The organism is Caballeronia sp. A2-2, assembly GCF_057612605.2.
Genome location: NZ_CM172588.1, coordinates 731064 through 750186, shown reverse-complemented (window position 1 = coordinate 750186; position 19123 = coordinate 731064). Strand labels below are relative to the sequence as shown.

Sequence of the window (19123 nt, the reverse complement as noted above, 5' to 3'; positions counted from 1 at the left end):
TGATTCGGTGTCTCCTCTTTATCAACACGTCCGGTCATGCGTCGATCAGGCTCACGTGCGCCGCCACGACGATCCATCCGCCGAACGCGCCGTTCGTGTCGCCCAAACGCGCCCATGTTTGCATCTGACGGCCGAGCAAGGGCGTGGCATCGCTCGTGAATTCGGTGCTTACCGTGGCGAAGTCCGCGCCGAAAGTCGTCACCACCGTGCGATGCAAACGCCGCGACGCAGGCACCGGCGCGCATGTTTCGCGCCAACGCCGGATCATGTCGCCGCCGTGCTGCACTTCCGCGATGCCGTAGCGCATGGTCTGCGGTGCATCCCAGAACAGCGCGTTCATGGTTTCCACATCGTTTTCGACGAGCGCACATTCGTAGGCGATGAACGCGCGCTCGACTTCCGCGACGGTTTCCGGCCTGTTGAGTTCGAGGCTCATTGATCAGGACTCCAGCAAGTCAGCAAGCATGGCCGTCCACCCGACGATTCCGCCCTGCGAACGGATCATCTCGATGGTCGCGGTCTTGAACACGGGGATATAGCTGGCGGTTGCATCTTCGATCAACAGGCATTCGTAGCCACGGTCGTTCGCTTCGCGCATGGAGGTTTGCACGCAGACTTCGGTCGTCACGCCCGCAAAAACCAGATGCGTCACCGAACGTTGCGCGAGTTCCTCGCCGAGATGCGTGGCATAGAACGCGCCCTTCCCCGGCTTGTCGATGACGAGTTCGCCTTCGATGGGCGTGAGCGCATCCACGATGGCGTTGCCCGGCTCGCCGCGCACGAGGATGCGGCCCATCGGCCCGACGTCGCCGATGCGCGCATGCGGCTTGCCGCGCAGCCGTTTCGCGGGCGGGCAATCGGAGAGATCGGGCGCATGCGATTCGCGCGTATGCACCACATGCCACCCGTTCTTGCGCGCATGCGCGATCAGTCGCGCGACGGTCGGCACGATCGAGGACAACAGCGACACATCGTTGCCGAGCGTTTCACCGAAGCCGCCCGGCTCGATGAAATCGCGCTGCATGTCGATCACGACGAGCGCCGTATGCTGCGGCTCGAACGTGAACGCGGAAGGTTTGGCGTTGGCGATTGTCGGCATGGCATCAGCCCTCGTAGCGCCGTTCGGGCGCGGGAAAACCACATGATGTCCCGTCTTTCACGACCACCTCCTCTTCCCACGGCAAACGATATTCGCCGCGCACCATGTCCTGCATGAAGGTGTACGGGCAATCGCGCGCGCCGCCTTTCACCGCGACATAACCGCGATGCCCGAACTGATAGATGTTGTTCTCCACGCCCCAGTGTACGCGCGCCTCGCGCACCAGATCGGGCCGCATTTCGCAGGTGATGATTTCATCCGGACGATGGCTGCCTTCGACCATCACCGTGCCATCGAAATTGCAGAACATGCCTTCGCCCATGGAGTCGAACGTGCCGTCGCTGCCGCATAGACACACGCTTGCAGTTTGCGCGAGATTTTGAAACGCGTTCGATTGATTCGTGATGCGCCATGCGTGCCTTATCGGTGCGGTATAGCCGGCCGTGCGCAGAATGATTTCCGCGCCTTTATAAGCGGCTTCGCGCGCCATCTCCGGAAACATGCCGTCGTGACAGATGATGAGCGAGAGCTTGGCGCCCTTCGGCCCGATGCACACCGGCACGCCGATATTCCCCGGCTCCCACGGTTCGACCGGCACCCACGGATGCAGCTTGCGGTAATAGAGTTGAATCTCGCCTTTATCGTCGATGATAAGACCGCTGTTATACGGATTGCCGCGCGGATTGAGCTCCATGATGGAAAAGCATCCCCAGATGCGATGCTCGATGCATGCCGCTTTGAATGCCGCGACTTCGGGGCCATCGAGCGTGCACATGATGGCTTCGTCGGTGCGCATCGACAGGCCGTGCAGCGCGTATTCCGGAAACACGACGAGATCCATCGCAGGATTATTGCGCCGTGCTTTACCGACCATATCGACGATACGCTGCGTCTGCACCGCCAGTTCGTCAGGCGTCCCAACATCCAGATTCTGCAACTGCACCAGCCCGATCACGATACCGTGCGGGGACTTGTTCAAACCGCCGAGACCACTCGAACTCATTATTCAGGCTCTCCTTCAGGCATGCGCGGTGACGGGCACGGCTTCGGCGTGCTCGTTGGGATCGGAATGTCCTGCCATGTGACGGCCCAGCGCGACGCGATCCGCGTTGGCCGCCAGCGTTTCGTGAACCAGACGCCCTTCCGCGATCACGGCGATACGATCCGCCAGTTCGAGCAGTTCGTCGAGATCTTCACTGACGAGCAGCACGGCGGTGCCCGCATCGCGCGCGGCCAGAATACGCGCGTGAATGTCCGCCACGGAAGCGAAATCCAGCCCGAACACCGGATTCGCGACGATCAATACATCCACCGGCTGGCCGAGTTCGCGCGCGAGCACCGCGCGTTGCACGTTGCCGCCGGATAACGTGCCGATGGCGCGCGCAGGCACCGGCGGGCGCACGTTGAATTCCGCGATCAGCCGTTCGGCGCGTGCACGCATGGCGCGGCGATCGAGCCGCCAGCCTTGGCGTTTCATCGGCGCGCGGTCGAAATCGCGCAGCGCAAGATTATCGGCAATGCTAAGGTTTGCCACGCATGCATTGCGCAGCGGTTCTTCGGGCAACGCGAACACACGCAGACGCGTCATTTCCTCGCGCGTCGCATGATAAGGCTCGCCGTGCATGAACATCGCGCCGGTCTGCACGCGACGCTGGCCGACGAGCGCTTCGATCAGTTCCTTCTGTCCGTTGCCCGACACACCCGCGATGCCGAGTATCTCGCCCGAACGCACAGCAAGCGAGACCTCGCGCACGGCCATGTGGCCGCGATCGTCCATCACGCACAACTCGTCGAGCGCGATGCGCGCGGGCGAATCCATCGGCGTGGGTTTGCGCGCGGGACGCACCGCGTTGAATTCGGCGACGGTGGCGGGATTGCGCGCCTCGCTGCCCATCATCCACGCGGCGAGCTTGTCGCGGTTCGTGTTGGCCACCGCGCTCGTGCCGACGAGCTTGCCTTTGCGCAGCACGGTCACATCGTCGGCATAGGCCATGACTTCGCGGAACTTGTGGGTAATCATGAGCACCGTGACTTCGCCGCGCGATGCCAGCTCGCGCATGAGGCCGAGCACTTCGTCGGCTTCCTGCGGCGTGAGCACGGACGTGGGTTCATCGAGAATGAGAAAACGCTGGCGCAGATAAAGCTGCTTGAGTATTTCAAGCTTCTGCTTTTCACCGGCGGCGAGACTCGAAACGGGCGCATCCAGCGGCAAACGAAACGGCATGGAACGCATGAATGCATCGAGTGCGGCGCGTTCCTTCGGCCAGTCGATTTTCCACGTCAGACGGCCACGCGCGAGCAGCAAATTTTCTTCCACCGACAAACCCGCCGCCAGCGTGAAATGCTGATACACCATGCCGATGCCGAGCGCCTGTGCATCGCGCGGCGACGCGATCTTCACCTGCCGATGGTCCGCCACGATCTCGCCTTCATCGAGCACGCCATAGCCGACGAGTCCTTTCACGAGCGTGCTCTTGCCCGCGCCGTTTTCGCCGAGCAAGGCATGCACGGTGCCCGCGCGCACTTTGAGCGTCACGTCGTCGAGCGCGGTGAATGCGCCGAAGCGCTTGGTCGCGCCGAGCACTTCGACTGCGAGAGCCTTCGTGATGGTGTCCATGATCAGCGTCCGAGTGTGGCGAGCAAAGCCTTCGAATCCGATACGGTGCCGAACACGCCGCCTTGCATGAGCACCATGTTGAGCGCGGCGTCGTGATTGCTTTTGTCGGTCGCGCCGCAGCAGTCCGCGAGTATCGTGCATTCGAAGCCGCGGTCGTTGGCCTCGCGCATGGTCGTGTGAACGCAGACGTCGGTCGTGATGCCGGTCAGCACGATATTCTCGATGCCGCGCGTGCGCAGGATCAGTTCGAGATCGGTGGCGCAGAACGAGCCTTTGCCCGGTTTGTCGATGACGATCTCGCCTTCCACCGGCTTGAGCTCGTCGATGATGTCCCAGCCCGGCTCGCCGCGCACGAGGATCTTGCCGCACGGTCCGACATCGCCGATACCGATTCCGTTCGTGCCGATCTGCCTGCTGCGCCAGCGCTTGTTCGCCGGCAAATCCGACAAGTCGGGCCGATGCCCTTCGCGCGTGTGGATGATCGTGAAGCCTTGTTCGCGCATCGCCGAAAGCACGCTTTTGATCGGCTCGATGGGCGCGCGCGTGAGCGAGAGGTCGTAGCCCATCTTGTCCACGTATCCGCCGATGCCGCAGAAATCCGTTTGCATGTCGATGATGATGAGCGCGGTATTCTCCGGGCGCAGATCGCCGTTGTACGGCCACGGATACGGACGTGCCTCGATGAAGCGGGTCATGTGATTTCTCCTGTGAAGGAAGCGTCAACGCGTGAGACTCAGTTCGCCGGGCGCGCCCGCGAGCGTTCTGTCGGGCCTGCAATTGACGATCATGATGGCGAGCGTCAGCACGTAGGGCGCGGCGTTGTAGAGGTAATAGCCGCTCGTCACGCCGATAGCCTGCAACGCCGGACCGAGCGCGCCCGCCGCACCGAAGATGAGCGCGGCCCACAGACAGCGCAGCGGTTGCCAGCGCGCGAAGATCACGAGCGCGACGGCCATCAGCCCTTGCCCGCTCGATAGCCCTTCGTTCCAGCTTCCCGGATAGACGAGTGAGAGATACGCCCCGCCGATGCCCGCGAAAAAGCCGCCCACGGTGGTCGCCAGAATGCGCACGCGGGTGATCGGATAGCCCATCGCGCGGGCGCTTTCCGCGTTCTCGCCGACGAGCCGCAGCGCCATGCCCCAGCGCGTGTGGCGCAGGCCCCATTGCAGCGCGAAAGCCAGCACCACGCCGATCACGAACAGCGGATTGATATGCAGCGCGTTGTGCAGTTGCGCGTTGGCGGTCCATGTGCCGAAGTCCATCGAAGGCAGCATGGGCGCTTGCGGTTCGATGAACGGCTTGCCGAGATAGAACGCGAGGCCCGTGCCGACCAGCATCAACGCGATGCCGAACGCGATATCCGACACGCGCGGCAACGAGCACACGAGGCCATGCAGGCAGCCGAGCATGAGACCCGCCACGCCCGCCGCGAGCACGCCGAGCCACGGCGAGCCGGTGAGGTACGCGGCGGCATAGCCCGTCATCGCGCCGGACACGAGAATGCCTTCGAGGCCGAGATTCACGCGCCCGCCCTTCTCGGTCAGACATTCGCCGATGCTCACGAACAGATACGGCGTGCTCACTCGGATGGCACCCGCGAACAGCGACAGGAGCAGTACCGTGATGGGGGAATGTGCGTCAGGCATGAGTGCCCTCCAGTCGAACGGTCGAACGGGCGGCGGCGGCCGCCTGCAACTTCACGCGCCACGCGGCGAGCCGCCCGCCGAGCGCTTCCCACGCGAGCAGGTTGGCGAACAAAAGACCTTGCAGGAACAGCGTGGTGGCATCGGGCAGGCCGAGACGGCGCTGCAACAGGCTTCCGCTCGCCTCGATGCCGCCCACCAGCACCGCGCACAGAATGATCGCGAGCGGATTCTGACGCGCCGCGAATGCGACGAGGATGCCTGCATAGCCGTATCCCGCGAGCAGCGATGCATTCGCGCTGCCCTGCACCGCCGCGACTTCGAACATGCCCGCGAGCCCCGCCGCCGCGCCACCGAGCGCGCACGCTCCGAGCGCCAGCGCGTTCACCGGCAAGCCGACCAGACGCGCGGCCTGATTGTTGCCGCCTGCGACGCGCATCGCGAAGCCCTTGGTGCTGTGTCGCACGAACACCCATGCCGCAATGCACGCGAGCGCGCCCCAGAACAGGCCCCAGTGGACATCGAGACCGGGCAGCGAGCCGATGGAAAACGCATCCGGAACCGGCGGCGTGGACGGCTTGTTGAGACTCGCCGGATCGCGCAACGGGCCTTCGACCAGATGCTTGAACAACGCGATGGCGATATACGACATCAACAGGCTGCTGATGGTCTCGTTGACGCCGCGCCACTGACGCATCGCGCCGACCGCGCCGATCCATATTGCGCCCGCCAGCATGCCGCCGATGGCCATCAGCGGCGTGGCGAGGAACCACGGCATCGACTTCGGCAGGATCATGGCGACGATGGCCGACGCGAGCCCGCCGAGCGCGAGCGCGCCCTCACCGCCGATCACGATCAGCCCGACTTGCGCGGGCAGCGCCACGCACAACGCGGTGAGCATCAAGGGCGCGGCACGCAACAAAGTGCTCTGCCACGCGAACGACGAACCGAACGCGCCCTGCACGATCAGCACGAGCGCATCGCTCGCCGGTTGTCCCTGCACGAGCAGGAACAGCGAGAACAACACGAGCGTGCCGACGATGGCGCATAACGTAGGCAACGTGGGCAGCACACCCAGCGCAAGACGCGGAAAGAATCGCATGACGGCTCCTCGAAAGAGGTCTTAAATCTGCCCGACGACACCCGCCACGAGATAGTTCATGCTCTCGAGCGTGATATCGGTCTGCGCGTAGCTCGTGCCCGAGGCGATGGCGCTGCCGCCCTTGTTGTCCTTCATCGGGCCTTTGAAGATCACGTATTCGCCCGCGACCATCTTCGACTTGATGCTGTCGGCGTTGGTCTTGGCATCCGGCGTGACTTTCGCGCCGTACGGCGACATCTTCACGAAGCCTTCCTTCAGGCCGCCGCGCAACACGTTGGGTTGTGGCCTGGCGCTCTGCGCATCGCTCACGAGTTCCTTGTAGGGCGTGGCCCAGTCCCATTCCGCGCCGGTGAGATAGCCCTTCGGCGCGAGCGCGGCCTGACTCGCGTGATAGCCGCAACTCATCGCGCCGCGCTTCTCCGCCGTTTCGATGACGACCTTCGGGCCGTCCACGTGGCAGGTGAGCACGTCGCATCCCTGATCGATCAGGCTGTTGGTCGCTTCGGCTTCCTTCACAGGCATGGACCAGTCGCCGGTGAAAATCACATGCGTGGTGATCGACGGATCGACCGATTGCGCGCCGAGCGTGAACGCGTTGATATTTCGGAGTACCTGTGGAATTGGCTTGGCCGCCACAAAGCCGAGCTTCTTGCTCTTGCTCGTATGCCCCGCGACCACGCCATTCAAATACTGACACTCATCGATATAGCCGAAATAGCTCGCGATATTCGGCGGATTTCCCTGCTTCCACAATCCGCCGCAATGCGCGAAACGCACCTTCGGATACTTCGCGGCCATCTTCAGCACATGCGGGTCGAAGTAACCGAACGAGGTCGCGAAAATGAGCGTCGCGCCGTCCTGTTCGATCATCGCTTCCATGGTCTTTTGCACGGCGACGGTCTCGGGCACGTTCTCTTCCTCGACCACTTTCACGTTCGGCAATTTCTTGATGACGGCGGCCGCTTGCGCCTGCGCCTGGTTGTAGCCGTAATCGCCCTTGGAGCCGACGTAGATCACGCCGACCGTGAGGGTGTTCGCGGCGAAGGCGAGTTCGAACGGAAACGCGGAACCGAGCGCGAGCGCACCCGCGCCTTTGATGAAGTCACGGCGGTTGGTCATGATGTGGCTTCCTGTGGGGATGAATCGTTGGAGAAGGACGCGAGACTGCGCTGATACGCGCGCCAGCCGCCGTGTCGGGTGATGTCGATGGCGCCGCTGTCGTGCGCGACGGCCACCGGTTCGCAGATGAAGCCTTTGACTGCGCGGCCGTTTGCAGTCGTGAGCGTGCCAATGCCGAGCGGCGCGGGAATCGCCGCTACGAACGCGCCGAAGGTGCGCGCGGGCATCTCCCAGAGCTCGATGGCGATGGCGTTGCCCTGCGACGGCGCGCGCACGAGTCCGGGCTTCGGCGGCACGGTATCGGCGAGCGCGTAGAGACGGTATTGCGGCGCGGTCGTGGTCTCCTCGACGAAACGTGCGCCGGCCTCGCGCATCTGCCATTCGAGTGGCATGCCACGCAAATGCGCGCCGACGACGGCGAGCGTCACCGTGGCTTCCTGATGCGGCAGCGGTTGCCCCGCGATGGCCTGCGATGTGTCCGCGCAGTCATCGAATAGCGCCTGAATGCGCGCGCCGAGCACCGTTAGCCGTTGATCCGCGCCTGCCGGTGCGATCAGCGTGATGCCCGCTGGCAGACCATCCGCGCGCGGCACGCCGGGAATGGCGAGCGCGCACAGATCGAGCAGATTCACGAAGTTGGTGTAGACGCCGAGACGGCTGTTCATCACGACCGGATCGGCGTTCACTTCCGCGATGGTCGGATGTGTGGGCGCGGTCGGCACGATCAGCACATCGACGGTTTGAAAGAGCGTTTCCGCGTGACGGCGCAGTTGCATCAACGTGTATTGGGCGTTGAAGGCATCGGCGGCGCTGTAGCGGTCGGCTTGCGCGATCACTTTGGCTACCGTCGCGTCCATGTCCTCGCGATGCTGCTCGAAGAAATCGCCGAGCGCCGCGCGCCGTTCCGCGACCCACGGGCCGTCGTAGAGCAGCGCGGCGGCTTGCTGCATCGGTGCGAAGGCGAAGGTGGCGGGCTCGATGCCGAGCTTCGAGGACAGCGTGCGAAGCGTCGAAGTGAAGGCGGCGCGAGCGTGGGCATCGTCGAAAAATTCGAGCTTGTCGGGCACGGCGCAACGTGGCGTGTCGCGCAACAGACCGAGCGGCGCGATGCGGCGTGAATAGCCGTCGGCGGGATCGAAGGCGGCGAGTTGTGTGAGCACGCGCCAGGCATCGGCGACGTCGTGCGTGAATACCGAGATCGTGTCGAGCGACTTGCACGCAGGCACCACGCCGCGCTTGCTGACGAGCCCGAGCGTCGGCTTGAGACCGACGAGTCCGTTGCAGCCCGCGGGCACGCGACCGGAACCGGCCGTGTCCGTCCCCAGCGAAAACGCCACGATGCCCTGCGCCACCGTCACCGCCGAACCCGCGCTGGAACCGCCCGAGACGCGTTCGGCGTGCGTGACCTGACGCACCGCGCCGTAAGGCGAACGCGTGCCGACAAGGCCCGTGGCGAACTGATCGAGATTGGTCTTGCCGATGAGGATCGCGCCCGCATCCAGCAAACGCTGCACGGCGAACGCGGTCTCGGTGGGCGTATAAGTGAACGCGGGACACGCGGCGGTGGTCGGCAAACCGGCCACATCGATGTTGTCCTTCACCGCGAAAGGCACGCCGAACAGCGGCTTGCGCGTGAGGATGGCGGGACCGTCGCTGGTCCATTCGTCGGCGAGTGCCTTGGCATACGCGCGCAGATCGCCCGGCGCGATACGCAGCGTCCACGCTTCCGGGCGATCACTCTGCTCGATGCGTTGCAGGACGAGATCGATCGTCTCGACCGGCGTGGACGCGCCGCTGCGATACGAATGGAGCAGCGCGCACACGCTGAAAGGCAGTTGTTGGACCATGAGTTCAATCTTGAATACAAGTTGAACGAACGGCTTGCAGCATCCATGCCATGCGCGGCAGAGAGGCTTCACAGCCTTATGCAGCGGGCCTTTCAGCGTCGATCAGACGAATCAATGCGCGTCCACTGTGTGTTCCAGCTTGGTTCGAAGCGCGCTCATCGTGGTGCGTCGAACGCTCGCCATGCGCGCCGGATGTGCACGGGCGCGCTCTGCCCTTCAGCCTTCGATCGCTTCGAATCCGCCTTCGGGCACGTGGTCCATCGACATGAAAAGCTTTCGCATGTCCGTGCTCAGGCCATGGAAGTGGCACAGGAAGGTCTGCTCGTTCGCGTAATACCACGGCGTATTCAGTTCGATGAAGCTCACCAGTTCCGGCGAGTCCATCTCCGGGCACAGCCCGCGCGCGATCAACTCCTGCATGAAGATGTACTGGTCGCCCTGGCTCGAAAATATCGACGTGACATCTTCGATTTCATGCACCTTGTCCAGCACGCCTTGCAGCGCGTGAACATTCGCCTCCGTATGCCGAAAACCCATCACTCCGGAGTTCAGGCGCCATCCGCAGATGTCGGCGGTCAGCACGCGGTCGCGGCCCTCGGTGAATTGTTCGAGCTTCACATCGCCGTTCATCACGAGGATGTCGGCATCGACCCAGAACACCCATTCGTGATGCGGCAGATACTTGCTGAGCAGGAACGGCTTGGACCAGTTGCCGCACGCCTCGCGCTGAAAGTCTTCCGGCACGTCGCGATGCTGATAAAACGTGTAGTCATGCCGCGCGCAATAGTCGCGCAGGCTGGCCTCGCCGAAACGCGCATAGCTGGCAATATTCGGCGTGTAGAGCATCACCACGGCGATCGGGCGGCCCGGCTGGTAGACGCTGACTCTTTCTTCCGGCGCGCCCGGCGGCGGCGCAACATCAAAGAACGGGCGATCTTGCGCATGACATTCGTTGATGTGTCGCGCCAGCACCGCGCGCCATCGCGGGCCGTATTTGCTGTAGAGACGCGGCGTGAACACGAGCGACACCGCGATCACCGGCAGGCCGCGAATGTCGGGATGCTGGCTGGACCACAGCGTGGCGATCGGAAGCACGCCGTTGACAGATTGCCAGTCCTCTTCGACGGCGAGCACTTCGAGCAGCTTTTCCTCGGTGACGAAATCGCCGTATTCGTAATAGACGCGGCAACGCGCGGCCATGCTTCGCGCATGCGCCCGGTTCGCCTCGGTATTTCGGATGACGAACATTTCCGTGTTGATGCCGAAATGGCCCTTCGTCACGAGGCTGTCGCGCCCGTCGAGAATCTGCGCGAAGTCGTGAAAGCGCAGGAAGAGCGCGTTCTCGCTCGCGAAGATCATGACTTCGTTTTCGGGCGCTTTGGCAAGCCGGTCGCTGATCATCTGATACTTGAACAACGTGCGCAACTCCAGCGAATCCGCGCAACTCGGATGGCGCTCCTGTATGTGCGTGGTGTTCGTGCGGCGGCAAAACTCCGCGTGATTGGCAGCGGAAAAGCGCGCGTGACGTTCGGTGAAGCAACTGACCAGTGTGACCATGACGAGTAACGAATGAGCAATCGAAAGGGTATCGGAAACGCGCGTTGCCCGCGAACGAGGGCCGGCAGCGCGCAAGGATGCCAAGCATAGCCGCTACCGAATACGAACTCGTAAATTATTGCGTCATGCGAAGCACCGGGCTTGCCTGCGCAGGCATCGTGCTTTGATTGTAGGACGTGACAAGAGGCGCTTCGTCCTCTCTTTTTTTCGAGCGCGCGCAGTCAGGCTGGCCAACAGCATTGCACCGTGGCCGTGCCTTGATGACACTGCGTCACTTCGCCTCTGCGAGCGCCTCGCGCTGCACATGCTGAACATGCAGTGCATCGAGTTCGGCCTTGCCGTATTCGATGGCAAAGCGCTCGGCGGCATGGGCGCTTGCGAACGAGCGAAATGGTCCGGCGGCGCGTCGCGCACCGCCGGGTTTCTCGACCAGCAGCGTCACCGAAAACGCGCCATCGCGATGCGCGACGATCGCCGACAATTCACAGCCTCGATATACGACGGGAATGGTGTCCATCAAGCACCTCGCTTCTATGCGTTGCGCCGTTCGTGCGCCGCTGCAAGCGATCGTTGCAAGGGTTTCGCGCGGCAAAACCTCATTGAGCATGGGTTCGCTTTTTGGCACCGTGCTGTGGCGCTCACTCGTGGTGTGCAATCGTTTGCGTCGTGTTAAGCGAAGTGTTAATGAAATGGTTTCCCTGCGGCTGTTTTCGATTACGACTTCTAGTCTTCCTGGTTTCTTCATGCAATCCGCTCAGGCGCAGGAGTTTTGCGTGCTTGCCGGACCGCTCAAGAGCGCGTATTCGTGGGAAGCGAACTATCGCGAAAGAATTGGCCGATACGCGGCTTGGAGCTTTTTATGCAAGGGGCTTCTGTTGTCTGGGCTTTTTATGCAGTAGCCGCCTCCCCGGCGGGGGGGGTAACTTTCTTTGCTGCTGCAAAGAAAGTCACCAAAGAAAGCAGCTTTTTACCCCATGCACGATGGCGGGAGAGGGTTGGTCTGGATTAACCGATACAGTGGCCGCAATAGGACGTTCAACGCATAACGAGTCGCTTAGGCAACCTCGCGATTTCGCGCTCGAATCTTTTTAGTTCTGTGGATCGCATTCATTCATTCGGCCATGCGCTACGCGCGCCGAGAACGTAAGAACGGAATCCCGCAGCGTATGAGTGCCCAGTCACATCACGCCACATCGCACCTCTCCCATTGGGCCCAACCTTGGTAAGTGCTTCTGGGCAAAGCACACACGCCCACGCAAGTCACCTTTAGTCGGAGCACTAACCAAGGTAGGGCCGAATAGCAATCTCGCGGGGAAGTATGATGTGGCTGGGCGCTAATAGGCTGCGGGATTCCGTTCTAAAGCTCTCGGCGCGCGTAGCGCATGGCCGATTGAATGAGCGCGATCCACTAGGCGTTGATTCTTCGAGCGCGCAATCACGAGGTTGCCTAAGCGGCTCGTGATGCGTGGAAAGTCCTATTGCGGCCACTGTATCGTTAAACCAGACCAACCCTCTCCAGCCATCGTGCATGGGGTAAAAAGCTGCTTTCTTTGGTGACTTTCTTTGCAGCAGCAAAGAAAGTTACCCCCCCGCCGGGGAGGCGGCTACTGAATATAAAGCACAAACAACAGCAGCCCCTTGCATGATAAGTGAACATCACCCACCCAATAGCTCAAGTATCGTCCAATACCTTTCAAGCGCCGCAAGGCGCATACTCTCTCGTCCTGTCACGGAACCGAAATATAGAGCGGATACAAAAGCCTTTCGATCTTCCGATCTACGTTCACGGTTCCCGTCGACATGACCGAACTCACTCCCGGCGTTCTGATCATTTCCCCGCACCTTGGCAGCGCTGTGTTCGGCTGCGGCGCGGCGCTTTCCGGCGTGGCGGATGCGCGCGTCTGCACGTTGTTCGCCCCGCCCGATCACGCAGAGGAGGACGACCATGCGCTCCATCTGCTGAGCGCGCGGCCTGTGCGGCTGAACTTCGCCGCATCGATGAAACCCTCGCGCCCAGCGCTCACCGACGCGTTGCGCGCCGTCATCCGCGACTATCGGCCGCGCGTGCTGATGATCCCGCTCGGTCTCGACGACGCCGACCATATCCTCGCGCACCACGCCGCCTGCGATGCCTGGCGCGCGCATCCCGCGATGACATGCTTTGCCTACGAGGAGAGCTTCCATCGACGCGTGCGCGGTCTCGTGCAAGGACGCCTGATCGATCTGCACGCACGCGGCATCGATGCCACGCCGATGTGCGCCACCACCGCGCAGCCCTTCGATGCGGAGCGCCGTCAGGCCTTGAAACGCGAAGCGGTGAGCGCGTATGCAAGCCGTCTAAAAGCGCTCGGCCCCGATGGCATCGACGACGTATTTCATGCGGAACGTTTCTGGAAACTCGAGGTTCAGAACAGCGCCTGCTGACCGGACATCAGCGTGGCGAAATCGTCGCGCATGAAAGGCAAGATGCCATCCGCGATAGGCTGAAGCTGCTTGCCAATGTAATGCTCGTAGTCGATCGGCGCGTGACGCGCTTCGACAGGTTCCGGCCCGGCGAGCGTCATCACGTAGCTGATCCAGCCGCCGTTCTGATATTGCAGCGGGCGGCCATCGCGGGCATTTTGTTCATCTGCAAGACGCGCGGCGCGCACGTGCGGCGGCACGTTGCGCTGATACTCGCCGAGACTACGGCGCAGGCGTTTGCGATAGATCAGCAGGTCGTCGAGTTCGCCGCGTCGCGTGCGGGTGACGTAATCGCGCACGTAGTCGTCGTAGGCATCGCCCTTGAACACGCGCATGTATAGCTCCTGCTGAAACTGTTGCGCGAGCGGTGTCCAGTCGGTGCGCACGGTTTCCAGCCCTTTGTAGACGATCTCCTCGCTGCCATCCGCGCGCTTCGTCAGTCCTGCGTAACGTTTTTTGCTGCCTTCCTCGGCGCCGCGAATGGTCGGCATCAGAAAGCGGCTGAAGTGCGTTTCGAACTGCAATTCGAGCGCGCTTTCGAGGCCGAAGGTGTCCTGCAAATGACGTGTCCAGTATTCATTCACATGCTCGACCAGCGCCCGGCCGATGCGCGCCGCATCCGCCTCGTCGCGCGCGCGGCGCAGCCAGACGAAGGTGGAATCCGTATCGCCATAGATCACGCTGTAGCCGCGCGCTTCGATCAGTTCGCGCGTGCGGTGCATGATCTCGTGGCCGCGCATCGTGATGGACGAAGCCAGACGCGGATCGAAGAAGCGGCATCCGCTCGAACCGAGCACGCCGTAGAACGAATTCATGATGATCTTGAGCGCTTGCGAAAGCGGCTTGTTGCCTTGACGCTTCGCCGCCTCGCGCCCTTCCCACACTTGCTCGACAATCGCAGGCAAACAATGCTTCTCGCGCGAGAAACGCGCGCCGCGAAAACCGGGCACGGTGCGGGCGTTCTCGTCATCGGTCGCTTCGCTCATGCCTTGCGCGAGACCCACGGGATCGATCAGAAACGTGCGGATGATCGACGGATACAAACTCTTGTAGTCCAGCACGAGCACGGAATCGTAGAGGCCGGGGCGCGAATCCATCACGAAGCCGCCGGGGCTGGCTTCTTCGGGCACATCGCCGAGATTCGGCGCGACATAGCCCAGCCGATGCATGCGCGGCATGTACAAATGCGTGAACGCCGCGACCGACCCGCCGCTTCGGTCCGCCTGCAAACCGGTGACGGTCGCGCGTTCGAGCAAGAACGACAGCAATTCGGTCTTCTCGAAGATGCGCGTGACCAGTTCGCAGTCTACGAGGTTGTAGCGCGCGAGCGCGGGCTTGTCCTCCTGAAAGCGCCGCTCGATCTCGTCCATGCGCGCATACGGACTGTCGATGGCCTTGCCTTCGCCCAACACGGATTGCGCGACATACTCCAGACTGAACGATGGAAAATTCCACGTCGCCGAGCGCAGCGCCTCGATGCCATCGATCACGATCCGCCCTGAAATCGCGACAAAAAAATGATTGCGCTTCATGCCGTGCTCGCGCCATTCCGCCACGCTGCCGTCACGGCCGATGGCGAGCGGCACGTTGTAATCATCCGCGTGCCGTTGCAGGATGCGCAGGTCGAACTGAATCACGTTCCAGCCGATGATCGCATCGGGATCGTGCGCGGCCATCCATGCATTGAAGCGGCGCAGCATGTCGGCGCGCGTCGCGCAGTATTCGAGGTCGAAGTCGCGTGCTTGCGATGCATCGCCGTTCGGCGAGCCGAGCATGTACACCTGACGCGCGCCGCAGCCTTCCAGCGCGATCGAATACAGTTCGCCGCGCGCGCTCGTTTCGATATCGAGCGAGACGATTTTCAACGCGGGACGATACCCCGCCGCGGGTTTGAGTTCGCTGAGAATGTAACCGTCGCGGCGCGCGGCGGGCGATGCATCGAACGAAACCGGCGCGGTGATGAACCGCTCCATCAGATAACGTTCATGCGGTCGAATATCCGCTTCGAAAACGTTGATGCCCGCGTTTCTCAGGCTCTTTTCCAAAGCGAGCAGCCCACGGTATTGCGCGCAGTAAAGGCCGAGCACCGGTTGCTGGCGAAAGTCCTTCAGCGGCAACGCGCGCAACTCCGCGCCACTTAACAAGGCTTCGGCTTTCGCGCGGTCGGCGGCATGGATGAACGCGACCGGCGTCTGCCGCGCGATGCGGATCTTCACCGGCCCGGCGTCGGTGGCGAGCCAGAAATCGACCTCCACGCCGTCCGCGGTGTCGCGCCAGTGACGCGTCAGCAAAAACCCTAGATGTCGATCAGACAAGCCGAACCCTTCGATGTCACATTCAATCGAAGCATTTTACTGTCGGCCCAAAAAAGAAACGGGGCGCCTGTCGGGGCGCCCCGCATGGAATTCGAGTACTTGAAAGGAAACGCGGTAGCGGCATTCCGGTGTTCCACCGCCCGTCCGGTCCGACCGGCGAGCGGTCCCCGGCGGTACTCCGGCGCCGCTACCGCCTAAGCAGCCTGTGCGACCAGGCTTGGCCGTTGCGACTGTAAAGCCGCTACGTTGGCGAGCGTCGCTTCTTGCAGGAGATCTTCGTCCGGCAGATGGGGCGCTTCGTTCTTGATGGATACCACCTCCAGAACGGCTTCTTGACTCGCCTGTCTGGCGGCCGCCGCTTTCTTGGTCTTCCCCGCGCGTGACGGCGGCTGGCAGGCCCCGCACACCACGTTGTTCTGCAAATCATGCTTGTGCGCGACGAACTTTCCGGTGCAGCGGCAGCAGGACGTCATCTGCAGCATGCCGGCATCGAAGAAACGCACGAGGGTCCAGGCGCGAGTCAGGTCGAGTACCGCTTCCGCGCCGCTGCTGTTGCAGTGCTCGACGTACAGGCGGTAACCCTTGGTCAGCGCATCGAGGTGCGAGCAGCCCGCTTCCTTGCGCAGAAACGTATAGGTGTTATAGAAGAGCGATGCGTGGATGTTCGCCAGCCACGTCATGTACCAGTCCGCCGAGAACGGCAGCATGCCTTTGGGCGGCGACATGCCCTTCACTTCGCGATAGAGACGGATCATGCGATCGCGCGAGAGCGTGAGTTCGCTCTCAAGCACTTGCATGCGCGCCCCGAGTTCGATCAGCGCGATGGCGCGGAACACTTCCTGGGCGTCTTCGGTGAGGCTCTTTTTCAGCATGGCTCGCTCCGTCTCTCTGAGGGGATTTACGCGAACTGTTCAGCCGGCTGGCCAGCCAGCAGGATGGCTGCGTGCGTCGGCGCGATTTCCGCATTCTTCGCGGGTTGCGTCAGGGCCGACAGCATCGAGTGATCATTGAAGCGAAAAGCGCACAGCAGGTTGTCCGCCGAAGCCAGCTTCACGACCTGCGCGAGCGTGAGCCCGGAGAGCAGATCCGCCAGTTCCGCCGAAAGACCGAGCCGGAACATGCCGATGGCGCGGTCCTCGCGCAAGAGACGCTGCGCGAGCATGAGATACGACAAGTTGATTTCCCGGATCGATTCCAACGTTTCGCGACCATTCATGGTTGCAACTTCCAGTAAATCCCCGAATTGCTTGCCGGCTTGTGCCGATATTTTTTGTGCCTCACCAGACGCTGTTCTGCCCGGCTACGTCCTGCTGTGCTTTTTGTTTCAGGGCGTTACATCTTGTAACACCACTGTGAAACGGATTCTAAGAAAGCTCTGAAGCGAAAGCAAGAGTGTCTTAATAATATTTTGTTGCAAACAACACTTGGCATCGGTAATTTGTGCGACCTACGAAAAGCTGCAAAAACGACCGTGTGGTTTGAGGCGTTTCCATGTTGTCGGCACTTAATGAGACGGGCTTTAATTTTGTAATAGAAATCGCCCGATGCCCGAGATAACGGGGCATCCCGCTGTCAGGTTGACAGCGAAACGCCGTTTATTGAGATGACGGATGGGAGGTAAAAAGCGGAGGAGAAGCCGCGTCGGCTATTTTTACCGATTCGCGGCATATGGAGTAAAAAATGCGTGTCCGTCGTAACAAGTATGCAGAATCGACTGTTGCGGCTGGCGTCAATGCTGCGGCACACCTTTGCGCCATGCGCCCCAGTGCGACACGATTTCCTGCACGAAAGGATTCCCGGTCAGATACAAATTCTGGATGGCGGGAGCAAAACCTCCCTGCGTCGAATAGTTCAGCAGATTGTCTGAAGCGGTCTGTCCTTCGTACGGCCGGTCGAAATCCGAACCGGCGCGCAGCACGGCGAGCCGCGACAAATCCACCTTTCCGATGCTCGCCGCGCGCTTGAGCGCCTCGTAAGTGGCGTTGTCCTCCTGCTGGGTCGTGCAGTACACGCCCTGCCCGTCAGTGAGCAGCTTGGTCCAGTAACGCGCCCGCTCGCCGATGTACTTCCCCGACCACCACGTATCGCCCGCGAGCGTGTCGCACTGGATCACCGAAGGCGGCTGATTGGCCGGCGCATAACCGAATTTCGCGCGGGCTTTCTTGGCATCGTCGCTGTCGGACAGCGTGACCTTGCGCGAAAGCGCATACGCCGCGTTGGCCAGCGACGCATTGAGCGCGAACACCTCCGTGCGATAGTCGAGCGGCGGCTTCTGCGTCGGTCCGGTCGTGTTGATGCCGGTAAAGCCGCTCGGCCAGTCGGACGGCTTCTCGCGCGCGTCCAGTTCCCATTGGATACCGAAGTCCACCAGATACTTCGCCCACGCGGCGGAACCGAGCGTGCCACGCGCCGGGTCGATGCCCGCGATGCCCGCGATCAGGAAATACGTCCTGCGCAGATCGAACTGGTCGGAGAACGTGAGCGCCATGATCGATGCAGCCGCGTTCGTATGGCCCATGCCCGTGGTGATGACGCACACATCGTCGCGATTGCAGTGGACTTCCGGGTAATCCGGCGACAGGCCCGGCACCTTGATCGCCTTCCACGGCCCGAGATTGTTGAGCCAGACCTGGCCTTCGGGGCCGAACATCGAGATGATCATGACCTTGACGTCGCGGCCACCGCCGCCGTCGCCTCCGCCGCCGTGCCAGCCGCGGGCGGAGTCGTCGTCCTGTGCGAAGGCGCAGCCGGTGAACGCCGGCAGCGCGGTGAGGCCCGCTGCGAGCACGCTCGCGCAGACCATCTTTTTCATGAAGCGTGGGGACCCGTTCGATCGTGACGCGGCAGCTTTTTTCATGGCGGGCGTGATCCTCGTAAGGTTCGAACTTCGAAGAAAAGCCGCGTTCGTTCTCGTTTCGATGAACGTAAGAACAGACGCGGCCAGCCCGGTGGATTATAGAAGCGTCAATAACAATCGAAAGGATGTGTAACCCTTAAGCCTTAACACGCGTGACGCCCCACCAAGCTCACGTGGATACCAGCTTTAGCGTTCAGCAAGCAAGTGTCGTCGCTTCGATCCTTATTTTGTGCGCTACCGCTATATGAGACTAGAGATCAGGCGGCAGCCGCATGTCGCGTGATGGTTGTGACGTGCCACTGGCACCCCGTGGTCTGTGATCGTCGCGTCGCCCTCGATGATGAGATTGGGCTTGACTTCGGGATGCAGCGGACAAGTCACTTCGTCGCCCTTGCGAGCCACCCGGCGACCGTCGAATTCCATTGTCGGTGAAGCGGTGATGACGATGCCGCCGTGATCGGTAGCATCGGCAAGGCGGATCAAATCGATCATTGCTTTGGCATT

General features: G+C 62.0%; 18 protein-coding genes. 2 read left to right on the top strand and 16 right to left on the bottom strand.

Going from position 1 to position 19123, the window contains the following annotated elements; all coding sequences use genetic code 11:
* Positions 1-34 precede the first annotated feature (34 nt).
* The 11 genes from hpxZ to ACZCWR_RS19705 all read right to left on the bottom strand — a co-directional run bounded on the left by hpxZ (position 35) and on the right by ACZCWR_RS19705 (position 11501).
* Complete coding sequence (gene hpxZ / locus ACZCWR_RS19755; RefSeq protein WP_487304671.1) at positions 35-436, bottom strand: oxalurate catabolism protein HpxZ; 402 nt, start codon at positions 434-436, stop codon at positions 35-37.
* A 3-nt stretch (positions 437-439) separates the two neighbouring features.
* Positions 440-1099: a cysteine hydrolase family protein gene (locus tag ACZCWR_RS19750; RefSeq protein WP_487304670.1), complete on the bottom strand. Its 660-nt coding sequence runs from the start codon at positions 1097-1099 to the stop codon at positions 440-442.
* A 4-nt stretch (positions 1100-1103) separates the two neighbouring features.
* Entirely contained in the window at positions 1104-2102 is a 999-nt protein-coding gene (locus ACZCWR_RS19745) for a formamidase (protein WP_487304669.1), read from the bottom strand.
* Between the two features lie 15 nt (positions 2103-2117).
* Positions 2118-3716: an ABC transporter ATP-binding protein gene (locus tag ACZCWR_RS19740; RefSeq protein WP_487304668.1), complete on the bottom strand. Its 1599-nt coding sequence runs from the start codon at positions 3714-3716 to the stop codon at positions 2118-2120.
* Positions 3717-3718: 2 nt separating this feature from the next.
* Positions 3719-4411: a biuret amidohydrolase gene (gene biuH / locus ACZCWR_RS19735; protein ID WP_487304667.1), complete on the bottom strand. Its 693-nt coding sequence runs from the start codon at positions 4409-4411 to the stop codon at positions 3719-3721.
* A 24-nt stretch (positions 4412-4435) separates the two neighbouring features.
* A complete protein-coding gene (locus ACZCWR_RS19730; protein WP_487304666.1) occupies positions 4436-5362 on the bottom strand; it encodes an ABC transporter permease in 927 nt (308 codons plus the stop codon).
* Positions 5355-6461: an ABC transporter permease gene (locus tag ACZCWR_RS19725; RefSeq protein WP_487304665.1), complete on the bottom strand. Its 1107-nt coding sequence runs from the start codon at positions 6459-6461 to the stop codon at positions 5355-5357. Before ACZCWR_RS19725 ends, ACZCWR_RS19730 begins: the two co-directional genes overlap by 8 nt.
* A gap of 21 nt (positions 6462-6482) precedes the next feature.
* A complete protein-coding gene (locus ACZCWR_RS19720) occupies positions 6483-7580 on the bottom strand; it encodes a BMP family ABC transporter substrate-binding protein (RefSeq protein WP_487304664.1) in 1098 nt (365 codons plus the stop codon).
* Positions 7577-9427, bottom strand: a complete 1851-nt coding sequence (atzF, locus tag ACZCWR_RS19715; RefSeq protein WP_487304663.1) for an allophanate hydrolase — start codon at positions 9425-9427, stop codon at positions 7577-7579. The genes ACZCWR_RS19720 and atzF overlap by 4 nt, the downstream gene beginning before the upstream one ends.
* Before the next feature lie 216 nt (positions 9428-9643).
* A complete protein-coding gene (locus tag ACZCWR_RS19710; protein WP_487304662.1) occupies positions 9644-10984 on the bottom strand; it encodes a hypothetical protein in 1341 nt (446 codons plus the stop codon).
* A 271-nt stretch (positions 10985-11255) separates the two neighbouring features.
* On the bottom strand, positions 11256-11501 hold the full coding sequence (locus ACZCWR_RS19705) for a hypothetical protein (RefSeq protein WP_487304661.1): 246 nt from the start codon (positions 11499-11501) through the stop codon (positions 11256-11258).
* Here ACZCWR_RS19705 and ACZCWR_RS19700 point away from each other — a divergent pair.
* Positions 11491-11883: a hypothetical protein gene (locus tag ACZCWR_RS19700; RefSeq protein ID WP_487304660.1), complete on the top strand. Its 393-nt coding sequence runs from the start codon at positions 11491-11493 to the stop codon at positions 11881-11883. The genes ACZCWR_RS19705 and ACZCWR_RS19700 overlap by 11 nt on opposite strands.
* Positions 11884-12784: 901 nt before the next feature.
* Positions 12785-13408 carry a PIG-L deacetylase family protein gene (locus ACZCWR_RS19695; RefSeq protein WP_487304659.1) on the top strand — a complete coding sequence of 208 codons (624 nt, stop codon included), beginning with the start codon at positions 12785-12787 and terminating at the stop codon, positions 13406-13408.
* Here the strand turns inward: ACZCWR_RS19695 and ACZCWR_RS19690 are convergent.
* The 5 genes from ACZCWR_RS19690 to ACZCWR_RS19670 form a co-directional block, all read right to left on the bottom strand.
* On the bottom strand, positions 13390-15762 hold the full coding sequence (locus tag ACZCWR_RS19690; RefSeq protein WP_487304658.1) for a DNA polymerase II: 2373 nt from the start codon (positions 15760-15762) through the stop codon (positions 13390-13392). The two genes, ACZCWR_RS19695 and ACZCWR_RS19690, sit on opposite strands and share 19 nt — an antisense overlap.
* 194 nt (positions 15763-15956) lie before the next feature.
* Positions 15957-16634 carry a flagellar transcriptional regulator FlhC gene (flhC, locus tag ACZCWR_RS19685; protein WP_487304657.1) on the bottom strand — a complete coding sequence of 226 codons (678 nt, stop codon included), beginning with the start codon at positions 16632-16634 and terminating at the stop codon, positions 15957-15959.
* A gap of 26 nt (positions 16635-16660) precedes the next feature.
* A complete protein-coding gene (flhD, locus tag ACZCWR_RS19680) occupies positions 16661-16978 on the bottom strand; it encodes a flagellar transcriptional regulator FlhD (RefSeq protein ID WP_487304656.1) in 318 nt (105 codons plus the stop codon).
* A 513-nt stretch (positions 16979-17491) separates the two neighbouring features.
* Positions 17492-18565 carry a purine-nucleoside phosphorylase gene (locus ACZCWR_RS19675; protein ID WP_487304753.1) on the bottom strand — a complete coding sequence of 358 codons (1074 nt, stop codon included), beginning with the start codon at positions 18563-18565 and terminating at the stop codon, positions 17492-17494.
* Between the two features lie 294 nt (positions 18566-18859).
* A complete protein-coding gene (locus ACZCWR_RS19670; RefSeq protein WP_487304655.1) occupies positions 18860-19111 on the bottom strand; it encodes a PAAR domain-containing protein in 252 nt (83 codons plus the stop codon).
* Positions 19112-19123: the final 12 nt, after the last annotated feature.

Excerpts from the sequence above, each read along its gene's own strand:
- hpxZ (WP_487304671.1), bottom strand. The coding sequence starts at position 436 with ATGAGCCTCGAACTCAACAGGCCGGAAACCGTCGCGGAAGTCGAGCGC.
- ACZCWR_RS19750 (WP_487304670.1), bottom strand. The coding sequence starts at position 1,099 with ATGCCGACAATCGCCAACGCCAAACCTTCCGCGTTCACGTTCGAGCCG.
- ACZCWR_RS19745 (WP_487304669.1), bottom strand. The coding sequence starts at position 2,102 with ATGAGTTCGAGTGGTCTCGGCGGTTTGAACAAGTCCCCGCACGGTATC.
- ACZCWR_RS19740 (WP_487304668.1), bottom strand. The coding sequence starts at position 3,716 with ATGGACACCATCACGAAGGCTCTCGCAGTCGAAGTGCTCGGCGCGACC.
- biuH (WP_487304667.1), bottom strand. The coding sequence starts at position 4,411 with ATGACCCGCTTCATCGAGGCACGTCCGTATCCGTGGCCGTACAACGGC.
- ACZCWR_RS19730 (WP_487304666.1), bottom strand. The coding sequence starts at position 5,362 with ATGCCTGACGCACATTCCCCCATCACGGTACTGCTCCTGTCGCTGTTC.
- ACZCWR_RS19725 (WP_487304665.1), bottom strand. The coding sequence starts at position 6,461 with ATGCGATTCTTTCCGCGTCTTGCGCTGGGTGTGCTGCCCACGTTGCCT.
- ACZCWR_RS19720 (WP_487304664.1), bottom strand. The coding sequence starts at position 7,580 with ATGACCAACCGCCGTGACTTCATCAAAGGCGCGGGTGCGCTCGCGCTC.
- atzF (WP_487304663.1), bottom strand. The coding sequence starts at position 9,427 with ATGGTCCAACAACTGCCTTTCAGCGTGTGCGCGCTGCTCCATTCGTAT.
- ACZCWR_RS19710 (WP_487304662.1), bottom strand. The coding sequence starts at position 10,984 with ATGGTCACACTGGTCAGTTGCTTCACCGAACGTCACGCGCGCTTTTCC.
- ACZCWR_RS19700 (WP_487304660.1), top strand. The coding sequence starts at position 11,491 with ATGGTGTCCATCAAGCACCTCGCTTCTATGCGTTGCGCCGTTCGTGCG.
- ACZCWR_RS19705 (WP_487304661.1), bottom strand. The coding sequence starts at position 11,501 with ATGGACACCATTCCCGTCGTATATCGAGGCTGTGAATTGTCGGCGATC.
- ACZCWR_RS19695 (WP_487304659.1), top strand. The coding sequence starts at position 12,785 with ATGACCGAACTCACTCCCGGCGTTCTGATCATTTCCCCGCACCTTGGC.
- flhC (WP_487304657.1), bottom strand. The coding sequence starts at position 16,634 with ATGCTGAAAAAGAGCCTCACCGAAGACGCCCAGGAAGTGTTCCGCGCC.
- flhD (WP_487304656.1), bottom strand. The coding sequence starts at position 16,978 with ATGAATGGTCGCGAAACGTTGGAATCGATCCGGGAAATCAACTTGTCG.
- ACZCWR_RS19675 (WP_487304753.1), bottom strand. The coding sequence starts at position 18,565 with ATGGTCTGCGCGAGCGTGCTCGCAGCGGGCCTCACCGCGCTGCCGGCG.
- ACZCWR_RS19670 (WP_487304655.1), bottom strand. The coding sequence starts at position 19,111 with ATGATCGATTTGATCCGCCTTGCCGATGCTACCGATCACGGCGGCATC.